This is a genomic window from Arthrobacter sp. NPDC057259, from assembly GCF_042668995.1.
Classification (GTDB): Bacteria; Actinomycetota; Actinomycetes; order Actinomycetales; family Micrococcaceae; genus Arthrobacter.
The window spans coordinates 1-12603 of the sequence record NZ_JBHUYA010000009.1 but is presented as its reverse complement, the minus strand read 5'-3'; the positions used below and the strand labels follow the sequence as shown (position 1 = coordinate 12603).

Genomic DNA, 12603 nt, shown 5'->3' with positions numbered 1-12603 from the left:
GTTCGATCCTCCCGCCGGCGGGACCGTCCGCTCTACTGGGGAAACCCCTGACCGGTCCCTGACCGGCCCCCGGTTCGGGCCGTGAACCGCCTCCGGAAGGCCCCTGCCGTGCTTGGATGGATCCATGACCACCGCGCCACTCCGCCCACCGCTGACCCGCGGCGGCGACCGCATGATCGCCGGTGTCTGCGCTGGGCTCGCCCGCCACCTGGGCTGGCCCGTGCAGATGATCCGCGCCGGGATGGTGGTGGCCGCGTTCGCCGGCGGCGCCGGCGTCGCGTTCTACGCCTGGCTCTGGATCATGGTGCCGACCGCGGACGAGAGCGCCCGCCGCAACGCCCGGCCTCCGGCGTCGCCCATCGCCCCAGCCGTGAGCGCCCCCGTGCAATCCCCGGACGCCCAAGGAAACACGGCCACCGCCGGGGAGCCGTGGCGTTTCCGGCTTGCCGGCATGCCCTACGGGAAGGAGATCCTCCTGGGCGTGGGGCTGCTGCTGGCCGCCGGGATCCTGGTGGCGCGGCTGTTGGGACTGGACGTCCCGCTGGGAACCCTGATTCCCGTGGCCGCGATCCTCGGCGGCGCCGCCATCGCCTGGATGCAACTGGATGAGACCCGCCGGACCGGGATCATGGACAAGGCCAAGGCAAACCAGGCCGGCGGCTGGGCACGGCTCGCGGCCGGCCTGGCGCTGGTGGTGGCCGGGGTCCTGGTGATGGTCTCCGGCTCCGGATCCTGGCAGCAGACCTGGCTGGCACTCCTGGCCTCGGTGGCGGTCCTGGGCGGCGTCGCGCTGGTGCTGCTGCCCTGGGGGCTGAAGTTCTGGCGCGACCTCGAGACCGAACGGGAGGGCCGGGTCCGCGCCACCGAACGGGCCGAGATCGCCGCCCACCTGCACGACTCGGTGCTGCAGACCCTCGCGCTGATCCAGCGCCGGGCCGGCAACGAACAGGACGTCATCCGCCTGGCCCGGGCCCAGGAGCGCGAGCTCCGCGGCTGGCTGTACCGCAACGCGGAACGGGACGAGGGGCAGCTCTCGGATGCCCTCCAGGCCGCCGCCGCGGAGGTGGAAGACGCGCTGGGCCAGCCCGTCGACGTCGTCAGTGTCGGGGACAGCGCCATGACCGGAAGGCTGGAGGCCCTCGTCATGGCCGCCCGGGAGGCCATGCTGAACGCCGCACGGCACGGCGGCGGCCCCGTCTCCGTGTACCTCGAAGCCACCGGCGGGGCCGCGGAAATCTTCGTGAAGGACCGCGGCCCGGGATTCGACCCGGCCGCCATCCCCGCGGACCGGCTGGGCGTGCGTGAATCCATCATCGGCCGGATGCGGCGGCACGGCGGAACGGCTGTGATCGTCAGCAACCCGGACGGCACCGAGGTCCGGCTCAGCCTGCCCCTGGTCCCCGACACGGCGACGCCGCCTGCGTCGCCGGCCACGCCGGCAACGCCCGCCCCGGCCCCGGCACCGACGCTGGCACCGACGCCGTCGTCCGCCGCCACCTCGCCCGTACCGACTCGGCACACACCCGCCGGCACCACCACGAAGGACACGCCATGACCAGCCAGCCCGACAGCCCCCTGCCCGCGGGAGCCCCCGTCCCCGCCACCCGGGTGGTGATCGTGGACGACCACGCCATCTTCCGCTCCGGCCTGAAGGCTGACCTCGACGCCGGGATCGCCGTTGTGGGGGAGGCCGCCACCGTCGAGGACGCCGTGCGTGTCATCGGCGAGGCCCTTCCGGACGTGGTGCTGCTCGACGTGCACCTGCCGGGCGGAACCGGCGGCGGTGGCCGGGACGTCCTGGCCGGCTGCGCCGCGCTGCTGGGCACCACCCGCTTCCTGGCCCTGAGCGTCTCCGACGCCGCCGAGGACGTCGTCTCCGTGATCCGTGCCGGGGCCCGCGGCTACGTCACCAAATCCATCTCCGGCGCAGAAATCAGTAACGCCGTGCGCCGCGTGGCGGGCGGGGACGCGGTCTTCTCCCCGCGGCTCGCCGGTTTCGTGCTGGACGCCTTCGGGACCTCACCCGCAGACATCGCCGACGACGAGCTGGACCGGCTCTCGGCCCGCGAACTCGAGGTGATGCGGCTGATCGCGCGAGGGTACAGCTACAAGGAGGTGGCCAAGGAACTGTTTATCTCCATCAAGACCGTGGAGACCCACGTCTCGGCCGTGCTCCGCAAGCTCCAGCTCTCCAGCCGGCACGAACTGACCCGCTGGGCCGCCGAACGCCGCCTGCTCTGACCCTCCCTCAGATCCGGTGACATAAAACCCGACGCTCCCTCACGTTCGGCCGGGTTAACACCGATGCTCCCTCACGTTTAGCCGGGTTAAAGCGGACGCTCCCTCACGTCCCGGAAGGATGTGAGGGAGCGTCGCTCGTTTCGCTGCCGAAGGTGAGGGAGCGTCGGTTACTTGGCCTTGCCCAGGAATTCCTGCAGGCGTCCGACGCCGGTGGCCAGGTCCTCGTCGCCGAGGGCGTAGGACAGGCGCAGGTAGCCGGAGGGGCCGAACGCCTCACCGGGAACCACGGCCACCTCGACCTCGTCGAGGATCAGCGCGGCGAGCTCGGCCGACGTCGACGGCGCCACCGGCCCGTTCGCCGTCGGGAATTCCTTGCCCAGCAGTGCGCGGACGTCCGCGTAGACGTAGAACGCGCCCTTGGGGGTGGGGCAGTCGACGCCCTCGATCGCGTTCAGCCCGGAGACGATCGCCTTGCGGCGGCGGTCGAAGGCCACCTTCATTTCCTCCACGGCGGTCAGCGGACCGGAGACGGCTGCCAGTGCCGCGATCTGCGGGACGTTGGAGACGTTGGAGGTCGCGTGCGACTGCAGGTTGGTGGCGGCCTTGATGACGTCGGCCGGGCCGATCATCCATCCCACCCGCCAGCCGGTCATGGCATAGGTCTTGGCGACGCCGTTGAGGATGACCACCTTGTCCCCGAGGGCAGGCACGGCCGTGGCGATCGAGGTGAACGGCACGCCGTCGTAGGTCAGGTGCTCGTAGATCTCATCGGTGACCACCCACAGGCCCTTGGCTGCGGCCCACTCGCCGATCGCGGCGACCTGCTCGGGGGAGTAGACGGCGCCCGTGGGGTTCGAGGGGGAGACGAACAGCAGGATCTTGGTCCGCTCCGTGACGGAGGCCTCGAGCTGCTCGACGGTCACCAGGTAACCCTGCTCCGGCCCGGCGAAGACCTCCACCGGCACGCCGCCGGCCAGCCGGATGGCTTCCGGGTAGGTGGTCCAGAAGGGTGCAGGGACAATGACCTCGTCACCCGGATCCAGCAGTGTGGCGAAGGTGTTGTAGACGGCCTGCTTGCCGCCGTTGGTCACCAGGACCTGTGACGCCTCGCACCTGTAGCCGGAGTCCCGGAAAGTCTTCTCCGCGATGGCTTGCTTCAGCTCGGGGAGCCCGCCGGCGGGGGAGTAACGGTGGTACTTGGGCTGGCGGGCGGCCTCGATGGCGGCATCCACGATGTAGCCCGGAGTCGGGAAGTCGGGCTCGCCGGCACCGAACCCGATGACCGGACGTCCAGCCGCCTTCAGTGCCTTCGCCTTGGCATCGACGGCCAAGGTGGCGGATTCGGCTATGGCGGAAATGCGCTTGGAAATGCGGGCGGCAGGCATCGCGGGTCCGTTCTTCGCGTCAGCACGGGGCTGGATGTGGGATTCGACGGAATCTACTCTATGCTGTTCACCGGATCCTCCGGGATGCCAGGGAGCCGGTTCGACGTGGACGTAGTTCATGCGTAGAATGGATCTCCGGTGTTGAAAACACGATGATGGCGTGCGCCTCAGGGAAACCTGTTCAGTCCGCCGCCGGCACGGTTTTTAATCCATAGGGTAGTGGCGCAATTGGTAGCGCAGCGGTCTCCAAAACCGCAGGTTGCAGGTTCGAGTCCTGTCTGCCCTGCGCAAGCTGTTCCGGAATGCACCGGAACCAGCGCAGCAACCATGGTTCAGTCCGGAGCCGGGTATCCGACATCGCGAGGATGAGTGAGGGTCAGGTGACCGAAACAGCTGCCAGCAGCTCCAAAGGCCGCCCCGCCAAGAAAGCCCCCAAGGCCGGCTTCTTCGCCCGGATCGCACTCTTCTTCCGCCAGGTCATCGGCGAACTGAGGAAGGTCGTCGCGCCCACCCGCAAGGAACTGGTCAACTACACGCTCGTGGTGCTGGTGTTCGTGGTCATCATGATGGTCGTCGTCACCCTGCTGGACCTGGCCTTCGGGACCGGCGTCGGCTGGGTCTTCGGCGGAACGGGTCCCACGGACCGCTAAGGCGACCGTCCGCAGGCCGCGTGCCGCCCCGGGAAATCGGGGCAGTAACGGGGTGTGCGGAATTGAGTCATTTAAATAGGCATGTTAGGCAATGAGGAAGCAGGAGACCAAGTGTCTGAGCAGGAGCTCGAGGTAACTGAGACTGAGCTGGAGAAGAGCCAGGACGCCGCGGCGGAAGCCGCGGAGGAGTCCGAGGCTCCGGCTGCTGCGCCCCAATTCGACGACGCCGCCGACGCTGACGCGAACGACGCCGAGGACGAGGCTTCCGCCGGCTCCGAGGACGAGGGCGAGGCGGAAGAAGGCGATGCCCTGGCAGCCGCTGCCGCCGCGGCCGAAGCCGACCCCGCCGAGGAATTCAAGGCCAAGCTGCGCCGCCAGGAAGGTGACTGGTACGTCATCCACTCCTACGCCGGCTACGAGAACCGCGTGAAGGCCAACCTCGAGACCCGCATCCAGACCCTGGACATGGAAGATTACATCTTCGAAATCCAGGTCCCGATGGAAGAAGTCGTCGAGATCAAGAACGCCCAGCGCAAGATCATCAACCGCGTCCGGATCCCCGGCTACGTGCTGGTGCGCATGGACCTGACCGACGCCTCATGGGGCGCCGTCCGCCACACCCCCGGCGTGACCGGCTTCGTGGGCAACGCCCACAACCCGGTGCCGCTGCGCCTGGACGAGGTCTTCTCCATGCTGGCCCCCGTCTTCGAGGGCGAGCAGGCCGAGAAGGGCAAGCCGGTTAACAAGCAGAACCAGACCCCGGTTGCCGTGGACTTCGAGGTTGGCGAGTCCGTCATCGTCAAGGAGGGCCCGTTCGAGACCCTGCCCGCCACGATCTCGGAGATCAAGCCCGAATCCCAGACCCTGGTGGTCCTCGTCTCCATCTTCGAGCGCGAAACCCCGGTCACCCTGGCGTTCAACCAGGTCAGCAAGATCTAGCACCGATTACAGAATTCGCTCCAGGCTGCCCGCTTTGCGGCCCCGGAGCGGCCGGCCGCCTCGCCATGGCGGCCAACCACCTGGGACACGCTCCTGTGTCCCAGGACGAAATTGAGAGAAGGACCCTACATTGGCTCCCAAGAAGAAGGTCACCGGCCTCATCAAGCTGCAGATCCAGGCAGGTGCCGCTAACCCGGCCCCGCCGATCGGTCCTGCGCTCGGCCAGCACGGTGTCAACATCATGGAATTCTGCAAGGCGTACAACGCTGCAACGGAAGCCCAGCGCGGCAACGTCATCCCGGTTGAAATCACCGTTTACGAGGACCGCTCGTTCACGTTCATCACCAAGACCCCGCCGGCCGCCGAGCTGATCAAGAAGGCTGCAGGCGTCGCTAAGGGTTCGGCTACCCCGCACACCGTCAAGGTTGCCAAGCTGACCCAGGCCCAGGTCAACGAGATCGCCTCCACCAAGATGGAAGACCTCAACGCCACCAGCCTCGAAGGCGCAGCGAAGATCATCGCCGGCACCGCCCGCTCCATGGGTATCACCGTCGAGGGCTAGCCCCCACCCGCTGGGAGAGCACCGCCGCGGAACACCGCGAACGGCAGTGACCAGCACCCGTCGGGCAACCGGCACCCCCTAATTATCGAAAGATCGGAATCCCGGACACGCCGTCCGGATATATCCGACTGTGGCAGGGCCCAGCGCGGTCCGCAGACCACAACTGCACAAGGAGAAACAGCAGCATGGCAAAGCGCAGCAAAGCATATGAGGCAGCCGCCGCCAAGATCGACGCGGAGAAGTTCTACGCGCCGTTCGAGGCAGTGACCCTCGCCAAGGACACCAACCCGTCCAAGTTCGACGCCACCGTTGAGGTCGCCTTCCGCCTCGGCGTCGATCCCCGTAAGGCCGACCAGATGGTCCGCGGCACGGTCAACCTGCCGCACGGCACCGGTAAGACCGCCCGCGTCCTGGTCTTCGCGACCGGCGACAAGGCCGAGGCCGCGATCGCAGCCGGCGCCGACTTCGTTGGCTCCGACGACCTGATCGAGAAGATCTCCGGCGGCTGGACCGACTTCGACGCCGCCGTCGCCACCCCTGACCTCATGGGTAAGGTTGGCCGTCTCGGTAAGGTCCTGGGTCCGCGTAACCTGATGCCGAACCCGAAGACCGGCACCGTGACCGCTGACGTCACCAAGGCTGTCAACGACATCAAGGGCGGCAAGATCGACTTCCGCGTCGACAAGCACTCGAACCTGCACTTCATCATCGGCAAGGTTTCCTTCGACGCCGTCAAGCTGGCCGAGAACTACGCCGCCGCACTGGAAGAGGTCCTGCGCCTCAAGCCGTCCGCTTCCAAGGGCCGGTACATCCAGAAGGCCACCGTAGCCACCACCTTCGGCCCCGGCATCTCGGTTGACCCGAACGTCACCAAGGTCCTGACCGAAGCGTAAGCTTCCGGACCCCGCGCCCGCGCCGCCCTCGGCGGCACGCGCCAGCGAAGACCGTCCCGCACCCGCGGGGCGGTCTTTTCTGTTGCCGGCACCGCGGCTAGGCTGTGCGGGTGAATCCAGCACCCCACCGCATCGACGAACTGCGCCTCCCCGCCTCGCGCGACGACGACGCCGACGGCGCCGCGGAGTTCCGGGAGTTCAATGAACTCTGCGACGTGCTGGCACTCGAATCGTGGGGCAACCACGACCGGACGTCGGCGGCCCTGGCCCGCCTGCGCTTCTGGCAGGAGACCGGGTACGGCCGGACCCGGCTCTTCGTCGTCCGGTCCGAAGGCCGGATGGTGGCCCGGGCCAGCGTCCGGCTGGGCCTGACCGAAAACCTCGACCGCGCCGGGATCCAGGTCGCGGTGCTGCAGGCCCACACCGGGCGCGGCATCGGACGTGCCCTGCTGGCTCACGCCGAAGCCGCCGCGGCCGCCGAGAACCGGTCCGTGTTCCTCGGCTCCACCCAGCACCGTGCGGATTTCGACCTCGACGGCGGCGCCGTGGTGCGCCCCGCCACCGGCACCGGGGCCCTCCCGGCGGGGGCGCGCAGCGTCCGCTTCGCCACCGCCGCCGGCTACCGGCTCGAACAGGTGGAGCGGTACAGCAGCCTGGACGTCGCGGCATCGGCCCCGGAGTTTGACCGGCTGGAATCCGAGGCGCTGGCGAAGGCCGGCGGCTACGACATCCTCACCTGGACGGACCGCTGCCCGGAGGCGCTGCTGCCGCAGCTGGCCGTCCTGATGTCCAGGATGAGCTCCGACGCCCCCAGCGGCGGCATCAGCTACGAAGAGGAGCACTGGGACGCGGCGCGGGTCCGGCACGTGGAGAAAACCTGGCGGGAAGCCGGAAACACCTCGCTGGTGGCCGCCGCACGGCACCGGGACACGGGGGAGCTCGCCGCATACTCGGTGCTGGAACTCCCGGCCGGTAAACCCTGGCTGGCCGAGCAGGACGACACCCTCGTCGCCGCCCCGCACCGCGGACACCGCTTGGGCATGTTGGTGAAGATCGCTAACCTCCGCCGTCTCGCCGGGGCTGCCCCCGCCGTCGAACGCGTCACCACCTTCAACGCGGCCGAAAACGGCTACATGCTCGCCATCAACGAGGCCCTGGGCTTCCGGCCCGCGGGCTGGGACGGCGAGTGGCAACGCGTCACCGGGCCGGGCCTGGCGGGGGAGTAGCCTGCGCCGCCCCCGGTCCTACCGGCAACCAAAAATCCCCGTGGCGGGGCATGGAACGCAGGGGGTTTCGGGCATATGCTGACGCTCAAAGCCTGGCACCAGCGGGGCCAGGCTAATGCGGCAGAATGGCTGGGAACATGACCGCTCAGGCAGGCGACGTACGGATCGAGCAGCTCTGGATCCCGGATTCGTTGGAGGGGGAGGACGCGGCGGACTTCATCGCCGCCGTCGAGGTGGGACGCAAGGTCCGAATGGCGACCTGGGGCACCGACGACCTGGCCTATGCCCCTCAGGAGAAGCTGCTGGAAATGGCCGACCCGTATGAACGCCAGGTCATCCTGGTGGCCAAGGTGGACGGACGGATCGTGGGGACCGTGGACATCGCCCTGCCGCTCGCGGACAACACGGAACTGGCCGAGTTCACCCTGGACATCCTCCCGGACTTCCAGGGTCACGGCGTTGGGCGCCAGCTGCTCGAGGCCGCCGAGCACTTCGCCCGCGACGAGGGCCGGCGGATCATCCTGATTGACACCAACCACCCCGGCGTCACGCTCGCGGACCAGTCGGCGGGCCAGCTGATCCCCGGGGCGGGCCGGGGGTACGTCCCGCTGAACAGCCGCGAGGTGGAGTTCGCCCGGCTCACCGGCTACACGCTGCAGCACATCGAACAGTTCAGCGCCTGCACCCTGCCGCTGGACAGCCAGCTGGTGGCGGACCTGCAGGCCGAGGCAGAGGAGGCCAATGCCGGGCGCTACCGCCTGCACCACTGGACCGACCGGTGCCCCGACCGCTGGCTGGAGGCCGTCGCCCTGCTGGAGAACCGGGCGGGCGACGGCGGGGTGCCGGAGCAGGAAGAGGACGCGCTGGTGTTCGACGGCGAACTCCTGCGCGAGACCGAGGACGTCGCCATCGCGCAGGGCCGCCGGACCGTGGTCACCGCCGTCGAGGAGATCGCCAGCGGCACGCTGGTGGGGCTGACCACCATCAGTGTCCTGGGACTGCGCCCGGACGTCGTCTTCCAGGACGATACCGTGGTGCTGGCCGAGCACCGCGGCAATAAACTGGGCCTGCTGATCAAACTGGCCAACATGGAACGGCTGTCGGAACAGTTCCCGGACGCGCGGGTGCTCTACACCTGGAACGCCCCGGAAAACCGCTATCTCCTCACGGTGAACCAGAAGCTCGGTTTCACCACGGCCGGTGTCACCGGGCTGTGGCAGAAGGAACTCCCGGACCTGAGGCCCAGCACCAGTTGACCCCGATTTGGTGGGGCCCGCCCCCATCCCGTACCCTAGAAGAACCAAAGACCGTCGGTTGTTGGAAATCCACTCTCCTGAGCATCGCTCACTTCTGCAGTTGTGTGCGGGGGATTCAAGTTGGTTTCCGGACGAAGGCCCCTCAACGCAGGGCGGCCGGCGCAGGTGAACGAAGCAAAGCTCCGCGGCACGCCGCGTCGAGACAAGCCCCGTGCATCTGCGCGGGGCGTTTTTAGTTTAGCGATCCTGAGGGGACCCGGACACACCGGCATTTATCCCCGGAAGGAGGGTTATGGCAACGCCTAGCAAGGTTTCAGCAGTAGCTGAGATCACTAACGATTTCAAGGAATCGAACGCAGCTGTCCTGACCGAATACCGTGGGCTCACCGTTGCACAGCTCAAGCAGCTGCGTGTTTCTCTCGGCCAGGAAACCAAGTTCTCGGTCGTCAAGAACACCCTGACCGCCATTGCAGCCAAGGAAGCCGGTGTCGAAGCATTCGACGGCCAGCTTGCCGGCCCCACTGCAATCGCGTTCATCAAGGGTGACGCAGTTGCCGCTGCAAAGAGCCTGACGGATTTTGCCAAGGCCAACAAGCAGCTGGTCATCAAGACCGGTTACTTCGAGGGCAAGGCACTGAACGCCACCGAAGTTGCTGCCCTGGCAGCACTCGAGTCCCGCGAGCTCCAGCTCGCCAAGGTCGCAGGAGTCCTCAAGGCCCCTGCTGCCGCAGCCGCTCGTATCATCGACGCTCTGCGCCTCAAGCTTGAAGAAGAGAACGGTGCCCCGGCAGCAGCCGAAGCACCCGCCGCTGAAGAAGCCCCCGCAGCAGAAGCCGAGGCTCCGGCCGAAGCCGCAGCCGCCGAAGAGAACTAACTCTCTCTCACCCAAGACTCCGGTGTGACGGCACGGCCAAGCCCGCCAAGCACCACTATAGGAAGGACGCCAAACCATGGCGAAGCTCAGCAACGAAGAGCTCATTGAAGCTTTCAAGGAACTGACCATCATCGAGCTCTCCGAGTTCGTCAAGCTCTTCGAAGAGACCTTCGAAGTTACCGCAGCTGCTGTTGCTGTCGCCGGCCCCGCCGGTGGCGGTGCCGCTGAGGAAGCCGAAGAGAAGACTGACTTCGACGTCATCCTCGAGGCTGCTGGCGACAAGAAGATCGCAGTGATCAAGGAAGTTCGCGCCATCACCTCCCTGGGCCTCAAGGAAGCCAAGGACCTGGTTGACAGCGCCCCGAAGGCCGTCCTCGAAGGCGCCAACAAGGAAGCTGCCGAGAAGGCCAAGGAGCAGCTCGAGGCTGCCGGCGCCACCGTTACCGTCAAGTAACGACCGGCTCTTCGGAAGGCCTCACGCCTTTCAGCTCCGGGAAACCCCGTCCACTCCGGTGGGCGGGGTTTCCTGCGTTCCGGGGCAGAGAACATCCGGTAAACGCTCGGAAAATGATCGTCCCCTCTCCTTTTCAGCCGGGTGCCGGCGGCCTAGACTGTGGCATTGTGCCAATCGGCCGCCAACCCCGAGGAGTCCATCCATGACCGATCCGAACCCCCACGTGTCCCGCCGCGCGATGCTCGCGGCAGCCTTCGTCGGAGGCAGTGCCGCGGTGGCCGCCGTTGCCGGAGCCCCGGCCGCGCAGGCAGACGCCGGCGGCCAGGGGGCTGCGAAGAAGCAGTTCACCCTGACCGTCCTGGGCACCACCGACCTGCACAACAACGTCTTCAACTGGGACTACTTCAAGAACGCCCCCTACGCGGACACCGCCGGGAACAAGATCGGCATCGCCCAGGCCGCCACCCTCATTAAGGCGGTACGCGCCGAGCGCGGGGCCGCCAACACGCTGACCATCGACTCGGGCGACACCATCCAGGGGACCCCGCTGGCCTACTACTTCGCCAAGGTCAACCCGATCTCCACCGAGGTGAAGCACCCCATGGCGCTGGCCATGAACGCCGTCGGCTACGACGCCGTCGCCCTCGGCAACCACGAATTCAACTACGGCATCCCCCTCCTGCGGACGTGGGAGAAGCAGCTGGACTTCCCGCTCCTGGGCGCCAACGTCCACGACGCCGTCAGCGGCAGCCGGGCGTTCACGCCCTACGTGCTCAAGCGCGTCAAGACCGAGAGCGGCTGGGTCACCGTGGGCCTGGTCGGCTTCGTCACGCCCGGGTGTGCGCTCTGGGACCGCGACAACGTCCACGGCAAGCTGGACTTCAACGGCATCGTCGAGGAAGCCAAAATCGTCATCCCCGAGATGAAGGCGGCCGGCGCCGACGTCGTCATCGTCTCGAGCCACTCGGGCGCCACCCCGGGCTCCTCCTACGGTGACGCCCTCCCGTTCCCTGAGAATGCCTCCACCCAGCTGGCCGAGGAGGTCCCGGGCATCGACGCGATCCTCGTCGGCCACGCCCACCTGGAGATCCCGGAGCGTTTCGTGACCAACAAGGCCACCGGCCGCCAGGTGCTGCTGACCGAGCCGCTCAAATGGGGCATGCGCGTCGCCGTGATCGACCTGCAGCTGAGCAAGGAGCAGGGCCGGTGGAGCGTCGCCGCGGCGCACGCCCACCTCCTGGACGCAAAGACCGTCGACGCCGATCCCGCCGTCGTCGGCGCCGTCCAGGCCGGCCACGACGCCACCGTCAAATACGTCAACCAGGTGATTGGCACGTGCACCGCGCCGCTGAGCACCGCGACGGCCTGCTGGTCCGACTCCGCGGCGATCGACGCCATCAACTACGTCCAGGCCAGCACCATCAAGGCCGAGCTCGCCAACGGCCCCTCCGCCGGCCTCCCGGTACTCTCCATCGCCGCGGCGTTCTCCCGGTCGGTGGACGTCAAGGCCGGTCCGCTGACCATCCGGGACGTGGCGGGGCTGTACATCTTCGACAACACCTTGCTCGCCATCAAGGTCACCGGCGCGCAGGTCAAAGACTACCTGGAGTGGTCGGCCCAGTACTTCAAGCCGGCCAGCGGTACCAGTGTGCGGGCGGACCAAATCACCAACGCGGCCACCGCGCTGGCCCCCAACGGCACCCCGGACTACAACTACGACGTTGTCTACGGCCTGGACGCTCCGCTGAACTACGAGATCGACCTCGCCCGGCCGGTGGGGGACCGGATCCGCAACCTCAGCTACGACGGCGCCCCGCTGCCCGCGGGCAAGGCGTTCGCCATGGCGATCAACAACTACCGGCAGAGCGGCGGCGGCAACTTCCCGGCGGTCAAGGCCGCCCCGGTGCTCTCGAACAGCCAGCAGGAGATCCGGCAGCGGATCATCGACTACGTGGTGGCGCAGGGAACCCTGGACGCCGCGGTATTCAGCCAGTCGAACTGGCGCCTGACAGTTAACGACCAGCCCCTGACAGTCACCGCCTGACGGCCGCCGCGGCGGTCCGTCCCGGAGCCTAGGGACGACGGACGACGCGGGGCCCCGGCGGCCCGCCCCCGAACCGGGC

The 12603-nt window shown here is 67.8% G+C and carries 12 protein-coding genes and 1 tRNA gene; 12 read left to right on the top strand and 1 reads right to left on the bottom strand.

Annotation, left to right across the window (positions count from 1 at the left end):
• Positions 1 to 124: 124 nt before the first annotated feature.
• Positions 125 to 1555 (top strand): PspC domain-containing protein, encoded by a 1431-nt coding sequence (locus tag ACFUCU_RS14330; RefSeq protein WP_377973189.1) that lies wholly within the window; start codon positions 125 to 127, stop codon positions 1553 to 1555.
• Complete coding sequence (locus tag ACFUCU_RS14325) at positions 1552 to 2241, top strand: response regulator transcription factor (protein WP_290255949.1); 690 nt, start codon at positions 1552 to 1554, stop codon at positions 2239 to 2241. The genes ACFUCU_RS14330 and ACFUCU_RS14325 overlap by 4 nt, the downstream gene beginning before the upstream one ends.
• A gap of 167 nt (positions 2242 to 2408) precedes the next feature.
• On the opposite strand, the gene ACFUCU_RS14320 is transcribed toward ACFUCU_RS14325, so the two are convergent.
• Complete coding sequence (locus ACFUCU_RS14320) at positions 2409 to 3626, bottom strand: pyridoxal phosphate-dependent aminotransferase (protein ID WP_377973188.1); 1218 nt, start codon at positions 3624 to 3626, stop codon at positions 2409 to 2411.
• Positions 3627 to 3839: 213 nt separating this feature from the next.
• Here ACFUCU_RS14320 and ACFUCU_RS14315 point away from each other — a divergent pair.
• From ACFUCU_RS14315 to ACFUCU_RS14270, 10 genes are all read left to right on the top strand, one after another.
• Positions 3840 to 3912: transfer RNA gene (locus tag ACFUCU_RS14315), tRNA-Trp, on the top strand.
• Positions 3913 to 3991: 79 nt separating this feature from the next.
• Entirely contained in the window at positions 3992 to 4276 is a 285-nt protein-coding gene (gene secE, locus ACFUCU_RS14310; protein ID WP_377973187.1) for a preprotein translocase subunit SecE, read from the top strand.
• A gap of 111 nt (positions 4277 to 4387) precedes the next feature.
• Entirely contained in the window at positions 4388 to 5215 is an 828-nt protein-coding gene (gene nusG, locus ACFUCU_RS14305) for a transcription termination/antitermination protein NusG (RefSeq protein ID WP_377973186.1), read from the top strand.
• A gap of 130 nt (positions 5216 to 5345) precedes the next feature.
• A complete protein-coding gene (rplK, locus tag ACFUCU_RS14300) occupies positions 5346 to 5777 on the top strand; it encodes a 50S ribosomal protein L11 (protein WP_003803853.1) in 432 nt (143 codons plus the stop codon).
• 185 nt (positions 5778 to 5962) lie between these two features.
• The gene (rplA, locus tag ACFUCU_RS14295) at positions 5963 to 6670 is read left to right on the top strand and encodes a 50S ribosomal protein L1 (RefSeq protein WP_290255946.1); all 708 of its coding nucleotides are present in this window, start codon (positions 5963 to 5965) and stop codon (positions 6668 to 6670) included.
• A 110-nt stretch (positions 6671 to 6780) separates the two neighbouring features.
• The gene (locus ACFUCU_RS14290) at positions 6781 to 7896 is read left to right on the top strand and encodes a GNAT family N-acetyltransferase (protein WP_377973185.1); all 1116 of its coding nucleotides are present in this window, start codon (positions 6781 to 6783) and stop codon (positions 7894 to 7896) included.
• Positions 7897 to 8033: 137 nt separating this feature from the next.
• Complete coding sequence (locus ACFUCU_RS14285) at positions 8034 to 9152, top strand: GNAT family N-acetyltransferase (RefSeq protein WP_377973184.1); 1119 nt, start codon at positions 8034 to 8036, stop codon at positions 9150 to 9152.
• A gap of 292 nt (positions 9153 to 9444) precedes the next feature.
• Positions 9445 to 10026, top strand: a complete 582-nt coding sequence (gene rplJ / locus ACFUCU_RS14280; protein ID WP_364133372.1) for a 50S ribosomal protein L10 — start codon at positions 9445 to 9447, stop codon at positions 10024 to 10026.
• A gap of 76 nt (positions 10027 to 10102) precedes the next feature.
• Positions 10103 to 10480: a 50S ribosomal protein L7/L12 gene (rplL, locus tag ACFUCU_RS14275; protein ID WP_290255942.1), complete on the top strand. Its 378-nt coding sequence runs from the start codon at positions 10103 to 10105 to the stop codon at positions 10478 to 10480.
• Positions 10481 to 10682: 202 nt separating this feature from the next.
• Entirely contained in the window at positions 10683 to 12524 is a 1842-nt protein-coding gene (locus ACFUCU_RS14270; protein WP_377973183.1) for a 5'-nucleotidase C-terminal domain-containing protein, read from the top strand.
• Positions 12525 to 12603 lie beyond the last annotated feature (79 nt).